Source organism: Pseudomonas sp. WS 5071, assembly GCF_012985765.1.
GTDB classification, from domain to species: Bacteria; Pseudomonadota; Gammaproteobacteria; order Pseudomonadales; family Pseudomonadaceae; genus Aquipseudomonas; species Aquipseudomonas lundensis_A.
The window spans coordinates 14548-29821 of the sequence record NZ_JAAQWY010000021.1 but is presented as its reverse complement, the minus strand read 5'-3'; the positions used below and the strand labels follow the sequence as shown (position 1 = coordinate 29821).

The following is a 15274-nucleotide window of genomic DNA, read 5'->3' as shown; positions in this document are numbered from 1 at the left end:
ACGCCGCACAAAAAAAGCCCGTATCACTTGATACGGGCTTTTTTGTTGTGCAGTGCTCACCTCAGGTGGAGATGACCTCCCTCACCCCAAGCGAGCGCACTGCTTACTCTGCCAGTTTGAAAGTAATGAAACTGGCACGGCCTTGACGCAGGACGCGCATCGACACCGAACGGTTTTTCGGCAATGCCTTGGCAATTTCAGTGAACTGCTTGGCATCGCTGATCGCCTGGTTGTTCAGGTGCGTGATGACGTCGCCTGGACGCAGACCAATCAAGGCAGCCGGGCCATCCTGAACATCCTTGATGATCACGCCACCTTTGATGTCGTTGGTTTTCTTCTGCTCGTCACTCAAGTCCGCCACAGACACGCCCAGACGGTTGCTGCTGCGCTCTGCGCCGCTTGGCGAATCCATTTCCTTGCCTTCATCGGGGATCGCGCCCACGGTCAGGTCGAGGGTTTTACGCTTGCCGTCGCGCACGACTTCAAGGCTTGCCTTGCTGCCAGCCTTGAGTGCCCCTACCAGATGCGGCAAATCGGCTGACATGACAATCGGCTGACCGTTCATGCTGAGGATCACATCCCCCACTTGCAGCCCGCCTTTGGCAGCCGGACCGTCTTCCAGTACCTGGGCCACCAGCGCACCGGCGGGTTTTTCCAGACCGAAGGATTCAGCCAGGTCTTTGTTGACCTCCTGAATCACTACGCCCAGCCAGCCACGGCTGACCTTGCCACCGCTTTTGAGCTGGTTGGACACATCCATCGCCACATCGATAGGGATTGCGAACGACACGCCCATAAAGCCGCCTGAGCGGGTGTAGATCTGGGAGTTGATCCCGACCACTTCACCGGCCAGGTTGAACAATGGGCCGCCCGAGTTACCGGGGTTGATGGGCACGTCGGTCTGGATGAACGGCACATAGCTTTCGTTCGGCAGGCTACGGCCGATGGCGCTGATGATGCCTTGGGTCACTGTGTGATCGAAACCAAACGGTGAACCGATGGCAACCACCCATTGGCCAGCCTTCAAATCTTGAGACTTGCCGAGTTTAAGCACGGGCAGGTTTTTGCCTTCGATTTTGAGCAGCGCCACGTCGGAGCGCGGATCAGTGCCGATCAGTTTCGCTTTCATTTCACTGCGGTCTGACAGGCGAACGATGATTTCATCCGCATCGGCCACCACGTGATTGTTGGTCAGGATGTACCCGTCAGGAGAAATGATGAAACCCGAACCCAGGGACTGGGCCTCGCGCTGACGCCCGCCGCCGCTGCGCGGTGGCTGCGGAATACTGCGTTCGAAGAAGTCACGCAGGCCTGGCGGCAAGCCTTCCAGATCTGGCATTTGCCCCATGTTGGAGACGCGACGTTCCGGGAGTTTCTGCGTGGTACTGATGTTGACGACCGCCGGGGAAGCCTGTTCCACCAATTGCGTAAAGTCCGGCAGTTGCACCACCGGCGCATCTGCCAGGGCCGGGACTGCCTGCCCTAGCATCATCACGGCCGCAAAAATGGGTAAGTAATTTTTCAATCGAGGCATCGACATACAGCTCCCGTTAATAGCAAGCAGAGTTAAGCGGCTGGCATTCAAAGTTCAAGGTCAAAGCATAGACCTTAATTTTGGATACCCGAAAACAAACAAGGCCAGAGCCTTTAGGGCTCTGACCTATAGAAAAAGATGAAACGTTTGGCAAATGAAATTCTTCACCAGACATTTCTGCGCACCACTATGGCTTGGCCTGTGTGGAGGCCTGACCCGGGCGCATATTCAATGCAATGCGCTCAGCGGTTCCGATCGGGATTTCCCCGACCACCGTGGCGAGCATATCGCCATTATTGGTGGTGAGATGCCTTGAAACCGCCGCAGTAGGCCCTAGCTGGACCCGTGTATCAGGGGCTGAAGCGCCATTGAGAGGCTCAAGAAAGACAGAAAATCGTGTCAAACCGTCGTCGTACAAGAGACTGGTGACTTCGGATTTGCTCTTCGGATCACGGTGAACGGTGCTGTTGACCAATTCAAAGCCCGGAGGCAGCCAGTCGGAGTGCCAATTATTGACTTGCTTGACGACAAGGTCTTTGGGCTCCAGAGCAGCGATCTGACGGCATTGAGCGCCGGGGTTGAGCAAGGTGACCTCTGGCGCATGAGGATCGAGTTCGGTGAACTGGAAGCGCTCCAGCAACTGCCCCTTGTCATTGAGTAACAATGACTTGAGCGGCAGACCGGTCTGGTTATCCAGATACAACTCAACCCCATAGCGGTGCTGATCCCGTGGGGTCAGTGAGATGATGGCGACGGGACGCCCCGCTACGCGCGAATCACCCGACTTGGCGACGCTGTACCAGTTGCTGATTTTATCGGCATCCAGTTTACGTACCGCACTTGCAGATACCCCTGCGAGCCCGGAAACCAGCTTGCCCGTTACACATTCAGTACGACCATTGGTGCGAACGACCTCTTGCGCAGGGCCGTCAAGTTGCAGCAAGCGCTCACGAACGCTCCCATCCTGCACCAAGTGCCAGATGCTGTGGGTAGAAAAACTACCGTTGCGTTCGTAGACGAAGGTGCCTTGATAGCTCTGCTGCTGCTCAGCCTGACCGAGACGTTTAATCCAGTCCCGGGCTTCATCGGCATGGGCTGGTACTGCAAACCAGCCACTGAGCAACAGCGGTAACAGAGGGAGGACGCGCATGGTGGTCTTAACGGTTTTCCAGGCTGGCTGCACGAGCGTATGGCAGGACACCTTCAGTGCCTTTCATGGCGGCTTGCTGGGCATGCTGACGCAGGTAGCCGGGTAAACGCTGATCCTGCCAGCCGGACTGGCCTTGCAGTACACCGTTAGCCATCGGACCCGTCGCCTGATCGGCGCTTTCGCTGTAGTTGGCCAATACGGCAGGACCTTTAACCATCGGAGCGCTCATGCTTGGCTGGCTGCCTTGCTGGGCAAGTTGCGCACCCACGATGTCATCCTGGTTGTAAAGCCTTACACCTGCCAGTACTGCCACGGTCACCGAAGCAGCAACAGCCAGACGGCCAATGCTCTTCCAGGGACCACGGGCCACTTTGGCCGGGGTTTGCTCTTCGGCCAATGCAGCCGATACGGCCGATGCGATGTCCAGCCGTGGAATCATCAAATCCTTGTGCATTGCCGCACGGGCCACCTGGTAACGCGACCAGGTATCACGTGTGTGCGCATCGTCGAAGGCATTCAACACCCGACGTAGTTCCAGTTCGTCCGCTTCGTTATCCATCACCGCGGACAGCGATTCCTGCAGGGCTTCACGACTCATGGCGGTTCCTCTCTTGGCTGTCGCCGCTGTCTCAGGTTTCCTGCAACAAAGGTTGCAGGGCTTTATCGATGGCTTCCCGAGCGCGGAAAATCCGGGAGCGCACGGTACCCACCGGACATTGCATGACGCTCGCAATGTCCTCGTAACTCAGACCGTCGAATTCGCGTAAAGTTAACGCCGTTCGTAGATCTTCTGGTAATAGCTGAATCGTGCGATGAACGGTCCCTTCAATCTCGTCACGGAGCAATGCGCGCTCCGGCGATTCAAGATCTTTGAGGCCGTGGTCACCATCGTAAAACTCAGCGTCCTCAGAACTCACATCACTGTCAGGCGGACGTCGACCGCGTGATACCAGGTAGTTTTTCGCCGTGTTAATGGCGATACGGTACAGCCAGGTATAAAAAGCGCTGTCACCGCGAAAATTACCAAGTGCCCGGTAAGCCTTAATAAAGGCTTCTTGTGCAACGTCCTGGGCTTCATGGGTGTCGTGCACAAAACGCACGATCAACCCGAGAATTTTGTGCTGGTATTTCAGCACTAGCAGATCAAATGCACGCTTGTCGCCACGCTGTACGCGCTCGACCAGCTGCTGATCCTCTTCCTGGGTTAGCATGAATACTCCTCATAAGACCGAGAGGGAGATTGCTTTGCTAAGTGATCAGGCTTGCAAACATAGACTCGGGCATTGCGCAAAAGTTCTCTCCCCCTGGCAAGTTTCCTGCGCACTCGGATTTGGCACGCACGAAAACGCAGCTCGGGCCTTGCCGGCTGCGTCGATAATCTTGTCGTTGAATTTACCTGCTGAAGCCGTACCGCAAGCTCCGCTTCAAAGCCAACGCTGCTCCCCTTCATGATGGGCAACCCTCTATGGAACATTGGCCTGTAGGAAAAGTTCAATATTCCGGCGAGGTGCCGCGCATTGTTTCACTGCATCGTCAGGGTGCTCTACACCCCTGGGGCCCGAACGATTCTGGCAGATTAATTCTGCAAATCGGCATACAGATCCCACACGAGTGAGGCACACTTCGTGCCCGCTGTAGTTTCACAATGCCATAAAGGCCCGGCTATTGTGCCGATCCCCCCCTCTATATACTAGTGGGCGCTTTTTTTGCGGACGTCAGAAGAATGAGCCAACATTTTCAACATGATGTGCTGGTGATTGGCAGCGGCGCTGCCGGTTTGAGCCTCGCGCTTACCCTGCCCAGCCATTTGCGCATTGCAGTCCTGAGTAAGGGCGATCTGGCCAATGGCTCGACGTTCTGGGCACAAGGTGGCGTGGCCGCCGTGCTGGATGATACCGACACCGTTCAATCCCATGTCGAAGACACGCTTAACGCCGGTGGCGGGCTGTGTCATGAAGACGCCGTGCGTTTCACCGTCGAACACAGCCGCGAAGCCATTCAGTGGCTGATCGATCAAGGCGTGCCCTTCACCCGCGATGAACCTGCCGACCCGCAGCATGCCGGTTTTGAGTTTCACCTCACCCGGGAAGGCGGGCACAGTCATCGGCGCATCATCCACGCCGCCGATGCCACTGGTGCGGCCATTTTCAAAACCTTGCTCGAACAGGCACAGCAGCGGCCCAACATTGAGCTGCTCGAACAACGGGTAGCGGTGGACCTGATCACCGAGCGCAGACTGGGCCTGGAGGGCGATCGCTGCCTTGGCGCCTATGTACTCAATCGCAGCAGCGGGGAAGTCGACACGTTCGGGGCGCGCTTCACCATTCTGGCGACCGGCGGAGCCGCCAAGGTCTACCTCTATACCAGCAACCCGGATGGCGCCTGTGGCGATGGTATTGCCATGGCCTGGCGCTCGGGCTGCCGAGTGGCGAATCTGGAGTTCAACCAGTTTCACCCTACCTGCCTGTACCACCCGCAAGCCAAAAGCTTTTTGATCACCGAAGCCCTGCGCGGCGAAGGGGCGCATTTAAAACTGCCAAATGGCGAGCGATTCATGCACCGCTTTGATCCGCGCGGTGAACTGGCGCCTCGCGATATCGTCGCCCGCGCCATTGACCATGAGATGAAGCGCCTGGGCATTGATTGCGTCTACCTGGACATCAGCCATCAGTCCGAAACATTCATCAAAACCCACTTTCCGACGGTGTATGAGCGCTGCCTCGGCTTTTCCATCGACATCACCCGCCAGGCCATCCCGGTCGTCCCGGCCGCGCATTACACCTGCGGTGGCGTGATGGTTGACGCCCATGGCCGAACCGACGTCCCGGGCCTGTATGCCATTGGCGAAACCAGCTTCACCGGCCTGCACGGCGCCAACCGAATGGCCAGCAATTCGTTGCTGGAATGCTTCGTGTACGGCCGTGCAGCCGCTGACGACATCCTCTCGCAATTGCAACAAGTGGCCATTCCAGTGGCCTTGCCCAGTTGGGATGCCAGCCAGGTGACCGACTCGGATGAAGACGTGATCATCGCCCACAACTGGGATGAGCTACGGCGCTTTATGTGGGACTACGTGGGCATCGTACGCACCAACAAGCGGTTGCAACGCGCGCAACACCGCGTGCGGTTGTTGCTGGATGAAATCGACGAGTTCTACAGCAACTACAAAGTGAGCCGCGACCTGATCGAGTTACGCAATCTGGCGCAAGTCGCCGAATTGATGATCCGCAGCGCCATGGCGAGGAAGGAGTCCCGTGGCTTGCATTACACCCTTGACTACCCGGACATGTTGCCCGAAGCACTGGACACTATTCTGGTGCCAACCACCTACGCCGACTGAATTTGAGCCGTACGCGCAAGCGCCTATGCTGATCGGGCGCCAGCGCGTCGCGGGGAATGCACACCGCTCGCACGCGGCGCTCCCCGCGTCGGCTGAAGCGCACAATCACCAACATCGGCAGCGCCATGCTGTCACGACGCAACTGCACCGCTTGCCAACCCGTGGCGCGACTCCATAGCTGCCAGCCCTCGGCCGTACGGCGCAACCCCGTAATAGCCGTCGGGTGAGTCAAGCGAATATGCCGTGGACACACCCAAATCCCATGAGACAGGCACGCTAAAACACCGAGCATGCGGGCCCAGAGGGGAATCGACAGAAGGCATATTGAGATCAGCGCCAAAGACTGGGCTGCGAGATACGCCGCCAGCAAGTGCCCGGAAGCACGCCAGCGGCATTCGAAATACTTACTTAGGCTGGACACGATCCAGAATCATGCGAACCATGCGCTGCAGCTCAGGGTCCTCAGACTCGCTGCGCTCCATGAACCAGCCAAACATGTCCTGGTCTTCACACTCAAGCAGCCTGCGATAGCACTCGCGGTCAACATCATTGAGGGTGGCATACACCTCTTTAACGAAAGGCACCAGCAGCACGTCCAGTTCAAGCATGCCGCGACGGCTGTGCCAGTAGAGACGATTGAGTTCAACATCTTCGACCATGGAGCGCTCCTCAAATAGAGCGCAAGTATACAGGCCGCTCCAACATAGACCAGTCGGCTTTGGTCGGGCCCCCACAGGTCCTGCGCGAACTATCCATTTGAGGATCGCCCCTCTATGATGTCCTTCAGACTTTTTGACCTGCGATGAACCATGGCCGACTCTGCTTTTTTCTGCACCCTGACCCACGAAGGCGTTCTTGCTGTGATCGGCGCTGACGCCAGCAAGTTTTTACAAGGGCAGCTGACCTGCAATCTCAACTACTTGAGCGACACGCGCTCCAGTCTGGGCGCGCGCTGCACGCAAAAAGGCCGCATGCAATCGAGCTTCCGTATCCTGCTTCAGCCCGACGGCTGCTTGCTGGCCATGGCGCGGGAACTGGTTGAGCCACAGTTGGCCGACCTGAAAAAGTACGCCGTCTTCTCAAAGTCCAAACTCACCGATGACAGCGCTAACTGGGTACGCTTCGGCCTCTCCGGTGCAGACGCAGTGCTGGCCGGGCTCGGGCTCGACCTGCCAGCCGACACCGACAGCGTCGTGCGTGCCAACGGCTTGATCGCGATTCGCGCCAGCCACAATCGTGCAGAACTCTGGGCCCCCGCCGATCAGGCCGACAGCGTCACCCGTGAACTTCACGCCCACTTGCCTCAGGCAAACCTCAATGAATGGTTGCTTGGGCAAATACGCGCCGGCATCGGTCAGGTGATGGAACAGACCCGCGAGCTGTTCATTCCGCAAATGATCAACCTGCAGGCCGTGGGGGGCGTGAGCTTCAAGAAAGGGTGTTACACGGGTCAGGAAATCGTGGCGCGCATGCAATACCTGGGCAAACTCAAGCGCCACCTCTACCGCTTGTCGCTCGACCTCAATGAGGTGCCATTGCCGGGAACTCCGCTGTTTGCCCCGACTCATAGCAGCGCCATTGGCGAAGTCGTGATCGGCGCCCGCAGTGAGCACGGCGTTGAACTGCTGGCTGTCCTGCAATCTGAAGCAGCACACGCCGGCGACGTGCATCTGGGTGATGCGCAAGGCCCTGAATTGACCCTTCTGGATCTGCCTTATCAACTGGACCGTGATCGCGAAATCCAGCGCTAAATTGCAACACCTTGAAACGCAGCATCCTAGAGAACAGAAATGAGCAACCTGGCGCATAAGGTCCAAAAGGATTTGATTCAGGCCATTACCAAAGATGACCTGGTTCTGCCCACGCTACCCGAAGTAGCGTTGAACATTCGCAAGGCCGCCGAAAACCCCGACATCAGCGTCAGCAACCTGAGCAAAGTGATTGGCCGTGACACCGCGCTGTCAGCGCGCCTGATCAAAGTGGTGAACAGCCCGCTGCTGCGCGCCGCTCAGGAGGTCACCAACCTGCACACCGCCATCACCCGATTGGGTGTCAACTACAGCAGCAACCTCGCGATCGGGCTGGTCATGGAGCAAATCTTCCATGCCCGCTCCGAGGTGGTTGAAAACAAAATGCGTGATGTGTGGCGTCAAAGCCTCGAAATCGCCGGCATTTGTTACGCCTTGTGCCGCCGTTGCACCTCCCTTAAACCGGATCAGGCAGCGCTGGGCGGGTTGGTGCATCAAATCGGGGTGCTGCCGATCCTGACCTACGCCGAAGAACACAACGAACTGCTCTCGGACCCGGTTTCCCTTAACCATGTCATCGAAAACATCCACCCGCTGATTGGCGACAAACTGCTGAGCGTCTGGGAGTTCCCTGAAATGCTGGTCAAGCTGCCGGGCCAATATCTGGACTTTTCTCGCGAATCCGCAGCAGTGGATTACATCGACCTGGTGCAAATCGCCACGGTTTTCTGCCTTAAGCAGGGCGATTCCGCCCTCTTGAACCTTGAGCTGAGCACCCTGCCCGCCTTCAAAAGGCTGGGCCTTGATGGCATGAGCATCAAGCTGCAGGAAGAACTGAACGCCGCGCGCGTCATGTTCATCTGAGCCACACCGCCTTTAACCCCCTTCAGCAACCCCCTTCAACGCTGGGCGTACACAAAACTGACCCGGACTTTCAACCCGCCTTGCGCGCCATCATGCAAAGTGATGTGTGCCAGATGGGCGCGACAGATCTCTCCCACAATCGCCAGCCCAAGCCCTGAACCCGCCACAGAGGGATTTCGTCGGTAAAACCGCTCGAATACCCGTTCACGGTCTTCATGGGGAATCCCCGGACCGTCATCTTCCACCTCCAGCACGGCAGGTTCAGTCACGCGCAAAATCACGTTGCCGCCCACGGGTGTGTGGGCCAGCGCATTGTCCATCAGGTTACTGAGCAACTCGTTGAGCAAGGTGGGCTCGCCGTGCAGCCACACAGGCCGGTCCGCTTCAAGTGCCAGCGCCACGCCACGCGCATGCGCCAGGGGCGCCATCGCCATGCCCAGCTCACGCGCCAATTGGCTCAGATCCAGTAACTGCGCGCCGCCTTCGGCAATCGCCCGGGCTCCGTTCTCCACCCGCGCCAACGACAGCAATTGATTGGCCAAGTGGGTCACCCTGTCCGTGCCCTGCACCGCCTGTGTCAACGTCGTGCGCCATACGTTCGGATCATGCGCGCGCAAGCCCAGTTCAAGCTGGGCCTTGAGCACCGCCAGCGGGGTTCTTAGCTCGTGGGCGGCATCGGCAATAAACTGCGCCTGACGTTCAAACTGCCCACGCAAACGCTCGGTAAAGTGGTTGAGCGCCTGTACCAGCGGCCACAGCTCACGCTGCACCGGCACTAACGGTAAAGGGCGCAAATCATCAGGCTCACGCTCCTCCACCGCGGTGCGCAAACGCTCCAGCGGACGCAACGCAGCGCTCACGGCAAACCACACCACCAACAGCGCGCCCAGCCCGAGCATGCCCAGACGCAGCACGGTGTCCGCCATCAGGCTGCGCGCCATCGCAACCCTCGCCTCATCGGTTTCTGCCACCCGAATTTCAGCCATGCCGTTCATGTTCGGCTCGCTGACGGCCTTGAGCAAACTCACTACGCGCACGTTTTGCCCCCGATACTGGCCATCATAAAAACGCGCCAGCGCCGGGTAATCGTCAGTCCGTAACGTACCGGGCGGCGGCGCTGGCAGGTTTTCGTACCCTGAAATCAGGCGCTGATGAATGTCATTGACCTGGTAGTAGATCCGCCCCGCGCTGTCATAGGCAAACGTGTCCAGCGCGACGTAGGGCACGTCGGCGCTCAGGCTGCCATCTCGCTGCGACAAGCCCGCCGCAATGGTGCGCGCCGAAGCCAGCAGGGTTCGGTCGTAAGCGGTGTCAGCAGCCTCGCGGCCGTTGAACCAGGCACTCAAACTGCTGGCCAGCATCAACACCACTAACATCAGCGTCAGGTGCCAGAGCAGTCGCCCGCGCAAACTGTCGAGCTTACGCATCACGGCTTTCCAGCAAGTAGCCCAGGCCACGAAAGGTCACGATCGCAACGGGCTGGCCGTCGAGTTTTTTTCGCAAGCGATGGACATAAATCTCGATGGCGTCCGGGCTTGCGTCCTCGTCCAGACCAAACACCTGCGCCGCCAGTTGTTCCTTGCTCATGACCCGCCCCGGCCGGGCAATCAAAGCCTCCAGCACCGCTTGCTCGCGGGAGGTCAAGGTCAGCAGTTCGTCACCGAGCGTAAAGCGGCGGGTTTCCAGGTCATACACCAACGCCCCGCAGCGTTGCTGACGTTCGCCACCCAACACACTGCGACGCAACAGGGCTTTGACGCGGGCTTCCATCTCGGTCAGCTCGAAAGGTTTGGCCAGATAATCATCGGCGCCCAAATTGAGGCCGTGTACCCGATCCTTGACGTCACTGCGGGCAGTCAACATCAACACTGGCAGGGTTTTGCCACGGGCACGCAAACGCGCCAGCACCTCAAACCCATCCATGCGCGGCAGCCCCACATCCAGAATCGCTACGGCATAGTCTTCACTGGCCAACGCCAGATCGGCAGCCACGCCATCGTGCAACACGTCCACGGTCAGGCCGGTACTTTTCAACGCCTGAGCCACACTTTCGGCCAGTTGCGGCTGGTCTTCGACCAAGAGCACACGCATCGGATCGTCCTCATTATTGTTCTAGGCACCTGCCCTTCTTTGCGCGGAGTGTACAGACGCCAGCCCGGCTGTGAAGTACGAAACGGCGTGAAAAAGTCTTGAAAGGTTGGTGAAAGGTTGGCCGATTAGGATCCTGAAACGGACAGTTACAACTGTCTTCGCTATGGATGCCGTAGCGACCCGAAAAGCGCCCTGAAGCGTTTTCGCCAATAAGAACAATAATGGAGCACTGCCTCATGCCGGCTTTAAAGCCTTGGGCCACCTGGCCCGTCCGTTTATTGCGTATTCGCCAAATCGCCTCACTCAGCGCCAGGTTGCGCCTGCGACACCTGCTGCCTCGCCCCTCACTGCCACGCAATGCCACTGAAATCAGCTTGCTCATCGGTTTCGGTATCGCCTTGTAGTGACGCGGCCCCGCCCCTCTCTAAAAACAAAAACGCACCGGGAGACACCATGAATCAATCACTGCGCGCCCTTGCCCTTGCGGCCAGTTGCCTTGTGTTGGCGGGCCACGCGCTTGCCGAACCCAAACGCCCCGAATGCATCGCCCCCGCCTCACCGGGTGGAGGTTTTGACTTGACCTGCAAACTGGCGCAAAGCGCGCTGGTGAACGAAAAGCTGCTGAGCAAACCCATGCGCGTGACCTACATGCCGGGTGGCGTCGGGGCAGTGGCCTACAACGCGGTCGTGGCGCAACGCCCCGCAGACGCGGGCACGCTGGTGGCCTGGTCCAGTGGCTCATTGCTCAATCTGGCGCAGGGTAAATTCGGACGTTTCGATGAGGGCGCAGTGCGCTGGCTTGCCGCCGTGGGTACCAGCTATGGCGCCATTGCCGTTAAAAGCGACTCACCTTACAAAAACCTCGATGATCTGGTGCAGGCCCTGAAAAAAGATCCCAGCAGCGTGGTCATCGGCTCCGGTGGCACCGTAGGCAGTCAGGACTGGATGCAAACGGCGCTGATCGCCAAGGCGGCCGGCATCAACCCGCGCGACTTGCGTTACGTGGCGCTCGAAGGCGGCGGCGAAATTGCCACCGCCTTGCTCGGCGGCCACATTCAGGTTGGCAGTACGGATATTTCCGACTCCATGCCGCACATCCAGAGCGGCGACATGCGCATCCTCGCAGTGTTCTCTGACACCCGCCTGGATGAACCCGAAATGAAGAATATTCCCACGGCCAAAGAGCAAGGCTACGACATCGTCTGGCCAGTGGTGCGCGGCTTTTACCTTGGTCCAAAAGTCAGCGACGAGGACTACGCGTGGTGGAAAGGCGCTTTTGACACGTTGCTAGCCTCTGAGGAATTCGCCACGTTGCGCGATCAGCGCGAACTCTTCCCGTTCGCCATGACCGGCCCCGAGCTGGACACCTACGTGAAAAAACAGGTGAGCGATTACAAAGTGCTGGCCAAAGAATTCGGCCTGATCCAGTAACCGCCGCTGACAGTTGATTGCGCGCCGTACCGCCGGCGCGCAGCGCAGGAGTGAACCATGCTCTTACAACGCATTTTTGCCTCGGTGTTGCTGCTGGTCTGCGTCGGTCTGGCGCTGATGGCCTGGCCGTATCAGGCAGCATTTTCCTACGAGCCCGTCGGCCCCCGGGCTTTCCCGCTCTTAATGTTGGGCCTGATGGGGCTGGGCCTGATCTACATGATTGTGCGCCCGACGCCCGTGGTGCACAGCGAAGAAGACCCACAGCTGGACCGCGACACCCTGCTCAAGATCGCGGTGTGCGTCGTGCTATTGCTGATCTTTGCCGGCACCTTCGAACCCCTGGGTTTTATCCTCAGCAGCATCCTGATTGGCATTCCGATGGCCCGTCTGTACGGCGGTCGCTGGATGCCCAGTGTCGTGATCATCAGTGTGATGAGCGTCGGCCTTTATCTGCTGTTCGATAAAGCCATGGATGTTCCACTGCCCCTCGGCCTGCTCGACGTTCTGGAGAACTGATATGGACACTTTTGGTTATTTGGGCCAGGGCTTCGGCGTCGCACTCAGCCCCTACAACTTGGTCACTGCGCTGTGCGGGACGTTGATCGGCACGGTCGTAGGATTGTTACCCGGCCTTGGGCCCATCAACGGGGTTGCGCTGTTAATCCCGATTGCATTTGCACTGGGCCTGCCGCCCGAGTCCGCACTCATCCTGCTGGCAGCGGTGTATCTGGGCTGTGAATACGGCGGGCGGATCAGCTCGATCCTGCTGAACATTCCCGGCGAAGCGTCAACCGTCATGACCACCCTGGACGGCTACCCGATGGCCCGCAAAGGCCTGGCGGGCGTCGCACTCTCGCTGTCAGCCTGGAGCTCGTTCATCGGCGCCTTTATTGCGACCTGCGGCATGGTGCTGTTCGCGCCACTGCTCGCCAAGTGGGCCATTGCATTCGGGCCCGCCGAGTATTTCGTGCTGATGGTTTTTGCAATTGTGTGCCTGGGCGGGATGGCGGGCGACCGCCCCCTGAAAACCTTTATCGCCGCGCTGATCGGCCTGTTTCTGTCCAGTGTCGGTATCGATGCCAACAGCGGTGTGTACCGTTTCACCGGGGACAACATTCACCTGACTGACGGCATTCAGTTCGTGGTCCTGGTGTTGGGCCTGTTCTCCATCAGCGAAATTCTGTTGCTGCTGGAAAAAACCCACCGGGGCCAGGAAGCGGTCAAAGCCACAGGCCGCATGATGTTTAACCTCAAAGAAGCGTCTGCGGTATTTGTCGTGAATATCCGTTGCGGGTTATTGGGTTTCATCATGGGCGTGCTGCCCGGCGCAGGCGCGACGCTGGCCAGTGCCGTGGCCTACATGACCGAGAAGCGCATGGCCGGCGCGACGGGTCAATTCGGGCAGGGTGACATGCGCGGCCTGGCGGCCCCTGAAACGGCCATCGGCGCCTCGGCGTGTGGCGCACTGGTGCCGATGCTGACCCTTGGCGTGCCGGGCTCAGGCACCACGGCGGTGATGATCGGCGCCCTTTCGCTGTACAACATCACCCCCGGTCCACTGTTGTTCCAACAACAGCCGGACATCGTGTGGGGCCTGATTGCCTCGTTGTTTATCGCCAACATCATGCTGGTGATCCTCAACATCCCGATGATCCGTATCTTCACGCGCATTCTGTCCGTGCCGAACTGGGCGCTGGTGCCCGTGATTGCCATCATTACCGCGATCGGCGTGTACGCGGTGCATGCGACCACCTTCGACCTGTTCCTGATGATCGGCATAGGCATCTTCGGTTACATCCTGCGCAAGCTCGACTTCCCGCTCTCGCCTGTGCTCCTGGGCTTTATTTTGGGCGGCCTGATGGAACAGAACCTGCGCCGCGCCCTGTCGATTTCCAATGGCGCGCTGGAGATCTTGTGGTCAAGCCCGATCACGCTGGGCGTGTGGATGCTCACGGTCGTGATGTTACTGCTGCCCATCGTACGAATCTGGCGCAAGCGCAGCGCTCAGCGCCGTGCGCTGGCCAATGCCTGACAGCCGTTTCCAACACTGGGGGGCAACGCCGCTGGTCGGGCTGGCTGGCGGTTATCTGGCCAGCCTGATCGGCTGGCCGTTGCCCTGGATGGTCGGCTCATTGCTGGCAGTCATCCTGGTTCGCTGCCTGACACCCTGGCAGTTGGCCGAAATCCCCGGTGGCAGAAAGTGCGGCCAATGGATTATCGGGATTGGCATCGGCCTGCATTTCACGCCAACGGTGATGGAGCAGGTACTCGCGCATTTTTGGCTGATTGTGTGCGGTGCGCTGCTGACGAGCCTGTCGAGCATCATCAACGTATGGATCATGCTTCGCAGCGGAGAAGATCGAGCCACTGCGTTTTTCTCAAGCATGCCTGGCGGCTCGGGCGAGATGGTCAACCTCGGCGCACGCAACGGCGCTGTTCTGAGCCGTGTGGCGGCGGGCCAGAGTTTGCGCGTATTGACCGTGGTCTTATGCGTACCCGCCGCATTTAAATACACGTTGGACACCGGGCCGACGACTTTGCAGGCCGTACCCGTGGATTTCGCCAGGCTGACGTTACTGTTTGCGGCCGGTGCCATGCTGGCCTGGACTTGGCAACGTTTGGGTCAACCCAACCCCTGGTTGTTCGGCCCTCTGCTTGTCAGCGCTTGCGTCAGCAGTGTGTGGGACGTACACACGGGGCTTCCTGAAGGCAGCAGTCAGGCAGGCCAATGGCTGATCGGCAGCGGCCTGGGCTGTCACTTTAATCGCGAGTTCTTTCGCCGCGCCCCTTCTTTTATCGCCCACACACTCCTTGGTACAGCGCTCACCATGATGATCGCCAGTGCATGCGCTGTGGGGTTAAGTGCGCTCACGCATCTAGACCTGCGCTCCCTGACCCTGGGCATGATGCCAGGGGGAATCGCAGAGATGAGCCTGACCGCCGAGGTATTACAACTGTCCGTGCCTTTGGTCACGGCACTGCAAGTCATGCGCCTGCTGTTTGTGTTGTTTCTCGCGCAACCTGTGTTCCGGCGCTGGACACGGCTTAAATCCTGACAGTCGAAAACAGCCAGCCCCATGTAGGAAAATGCACGCAATGTAAGACCGATTCTTACA

The 15274-nt window shown here is 58.8% G+C and carries 16 protein-coding genes; 8 read left to right on the top strand and 8 right to left on the bottom strand.

The window, feature by feature from the left end:
- Nucleotides 1–103 precede the first annotated feature (103 nt).
- From HBN61_RS14110 to rpoE, 4 genes are all read right to left on the bottom strand, one after another.
- Nucleotides 104–1534, bottom strand: coding sequence for a DegQ family serine endoprotease (locus HBN61_RS14110; protein ID WP_371057692.1), 1431 nt, complete (start codon nt 1532–1534; stop codon nt 104–106).
- Between the two features lie 187 nt (nt 1535–1721).
- Nucleotides 1722–2684 (bottom strand): MucB/RseB family sigma factor regulatory protein, encoded by a 963-nt coding sequence (locus HBN61_RS14105; RefSeq protein ID WP_047277102.1) that lies wholly within the window; start codon nt 2682–2684, stop codon nt 1722–1724.
- Between the two features lie 7 nt (nt 2685–2691).
- Entirely contained in the window at nt 2692–3282 is a 591-nt protein-coding gene (locus HBN61_RS14100) for a sigma-E factor negative regulatory protein (RefSeq protein WP_047277104.1), read from the bottom strand.
- Nucleotides 3283–3313: 31 nt separating this feature from the next.
- Nucleotides 3314–3895, bottom strand: a complete 582-nt coding sequence (rpoE, locus tag HBN61_RS14095) for an RNA polymerase sigma factor RpoE/AlgU (RefSeq protein ID WP_047277106.1) — start codon at nt 3893–3895, stop codon at nt 3314–3316.
- A gap of 512 nt (nt 3896–4407) precedes the next feature.
- Between rpoE and nadB the strand changes: the two genes are divergently transcribed.
- The gene (nadB, locus tag HBN61_RS14090) at nt 4408–6024 is read left to right on the top strand and encodes an L-aspartate oxidase (protein ID WP_047277107.1); all 1617 of its coding nucleotides are present in this window, start codon (nt 4408–4410) and stop codon (nt 6022–6024) included.
- On the opposite strand, the gene HBN61_RS14085 is transcribed toward nadB, so the two are convergent.
- On the bottom strand, nt 5993–6445 hold the full coding sequence (locus HBN61_RS14085) for a protein YgfX (protein ID WP_080960236.1): 453 nt from the start codon (nt 6443–6445) through the stop codon (nt 5993–5995). The two genes, nadB and HBN61_RS14085, sit on opposite strands and share 32 nt — an antisense overlap.
- Nucleotides 6429–6683, bottom strand: a complete 255-nt coding sequence (locus HBN61_RS14080; protein ID WP_047277109.1) for an FAD assembly factor SdhE — start codon at nt 6681–6683, stop codon at nt 6429–6431. Before HBN61_RS14080 ends, HBN61_RS14085 begins: the two co-directional genes overlap by 17 nt.
- Nucleotides 6684–6833: 150 nt before the next feature.
- Here HBN61_RS14080 and ygfZ point away from each other — a divergent pair, with 150 nt between their 5' ends.
- Nucleotides 6834–7775 carry a CAF17-like 4Fe-4S cluster assembly/insertion protein YgfZ gene (gene ygfZ, locus HBN61_RS14075; RefSeq protein ID WP_047277112.1) on the top strand — a complete coding sequence of 314 codons (942 nt, stop codon included), beginning with the start codon at nt 6834–6836 and terminating at the stop codon, nt 7773–7775.
- A gap of 39 nt (nt 7776–7814) precedes the next feature.
- Nucleotides 7815–8636, top strand: coding sequence for an HDOD domain-containing protein (locus tag HBN61_RS14070; protein ID WP_047277113.1), 822 nt, complete (start codon nt 7815–7817; stop codon nt 8634–8636).
- A gap of 35 nt (nt 8637–8671) precedes the next feature.
- Here the strand turns inward: HBN61_RS14070 and tctE are convergent, their stop codons facing one another.
- On the bottom strand, nt 8672–10063 hold the full coding sequence (gene tctE / locus HBN61_RS14065) for a two-component system sensor histidine kinase TctE (RefSeq protein WP_047277114.1): 1392 nt from the start codon (nt 10061–10063) through the stop codon (nt 8672–8674).
- On the bottom strand, nt 10056–10727 hold the full coding sequence (gene tctD, locus HBN61_RS14060) for a two-component system response regulator TctD (RefSeq protein ID WP_047277116.1): 672 nt from the start codon (nt 10725–10727) through the stop codon (nt 10056–10058). The genes tctE and tctD overlap by 8 nt, the downstream gene beginning before the upstream one ends.
- Before the next feature lie 236 nt (nt 10728–10963).
- On the opposite strand from tctD, the gene HBN61_RS14055 reads away from it, so the two are divergent.
- Genes HBN61_RS14055 through HBN61_RS14035 form a run of 5 tightly spaced genes read left to right on the top strand, consistent with a single transcriptional unit; the run spans nt 10964 to nt 15214 of the window.
- Nucleotides 10964–11131: a hypothetical protein gene (locus HBN61_RS14055; protein WP_159434370.1), complete on the top strand. Its 168-nt coding sequence runs from the start codon at nt 10964–10966 to the stop codon at nt 11129–11131.
- Nucleotides 11132–11180: 49 nt separating this feature from the next.
- Nucleotides 11181–12158, top strand: coding sequence for a Bug family tripartite tricarboxylate transporter substrate binding protein (locus HBN61_RS14050; protein WP_047277118.1), 978 nt, complete (start codon nt 11181–11183; stop codon nt 12156–12158).
- 57 nt (nt 12159–12215) lie between these two features.
- A complete protein-coding gene (locus HBN61_RS14045; protein WP_047277119.1) occupies nt 12216–12674 on the top strand; it encodes a tripartite tricarboxylate transporter TctB family protein in 459 nt (152 codons plus the stop codon).
- A gap of 1 nt (nt 12675) precedes the next feature.
- A complete protein-coding gene (locus HBN61_RS14040) occupies nt 12676–14190 on the top strand; it encodes a tripartite tricarboxylate transporter permease (protein ID WP_047277122.1) in 1515 nt (504 codons plus the stop codon).
- Nucleotides 14183–15214: an AbrB family protein gene (locus HBN61_RS14035; protein WP_170047005.1), complete on the top strand. Its 1032-nt coding sequence runs from the start codon at nt 14183–14185 to the stop codon at nt 15212–15214. Before HBN61_RS14040 ends, HBN61_RS14035 begins: the two co-directional genes overlap by 8 nt.
- Nucleotides 15215–15274 lie beyond the last annotated feature (60 nt).

Bases quoted from the DNA above. Each gene is read 5' to 3' on its own strand.
- HBN61_RS14110 (WP_371057692.1), bottom strand. From the start codon at position 1,534: ATGCCTCGATTGAAAAATTACTTACCCATTTTTGCGGCCGTGATGATG.
- HBN61_RS14105 (WP_047277102.1), bottom strand. From the start codon at position 2,684: ATGCGCGTCCTCCCTCTGTTACCGCTGTTGCTCAGTGGCTGGTTTGCA.
- HBN61_RS14100 (WP_047277104.1), bottom strand. From the start codon at position 3,282: ATGAGTCGTGAAGCCCTGCAGGAATCGCTGTCCGCGGTGATGGATAAC.
- rpoE (WP_047277106.1), bottom strand. From the start codon at position 3,895: ATGCTAACCCAGGAAGAGGATCAGCAGCTGGTCGAGCGCGTACAGCGT.
- nadB (WP_047277107.1), top strand. From the start codon at position 4,408: ATGAGCCAACATTTTCAACATGATGTGCTGGTGATTGGCAGCGGCGCT.
- HBN61_RS14080 (WP_047277109.1), bottom strand. From the start codon at position 6,683: ATGGTCGAAGATGTTGAACTCAATCGTCTCTACTGGCACAGCCGTCGC.
- ygfZ (WP_047277112.1), top strand. From the start codon at position 6,834: ATGGCCGACTCTGCTTTTTTCTGCACCCTGACCCACGAAGGCGTTCTT.
- HBN61_RS14070 (WP_047277113.1), top strand. From the start codon at position 7,815: ATGAGCAACCTGGCGCATAAGGTCCAAAAGGATTTGATTCAGGCCATT.
- tctE (WP_047277114.1), bottom strand. From the start codon at position 10,063: ATGCGTAAGCTCGACAGTTTGCGCGGGCGACTGCTCTGGCACCTGACG.
- tctD (WP_047277116.1), bottom strand. From the start codon at position 10,727: ATGCGTGTGCTCTTGGTCGAAGACCAGCCGCAACTGGCCGAAAGTGTG.
- HBN61_RS14055 (WP_159434370.1), top strand. From the start codon at position 10,964: ATGCCGGCTTTAAAGCCTTGGGCCACCTGGCCCGTCCGTTTATTGCGT.
- HBN61_RS14050 (WP_047277118.1), top strand. From the start codon at position 11,181: ATGAATCAATCACTGCGCGCCCTTGCCCTTGCGGCCAGTTGCCTTGTG.
- HBN61_RS14045 (WP_047277119.1), top strand. From the start codon at position 12,216: ATGCTCTTACAACGCATTTTTGCCTCGGTGTTGCTGCTGGTCTGCGTC.
- HBN61_RS14040 (WP_047277122.1), top strand. From the start codon at position 12,676: ATGGACACTTTTGGTTATTTGGGCCAGGGCTTCGGCGTCGCACTCAGC.
- HBN61_RS14035 (WP_170047005.1), top strand. From the start codon at position 14,183: ATGCCTGACAGCCGTTTCCAACACTGGGGGGCAACGCCGCTGGTCGGG.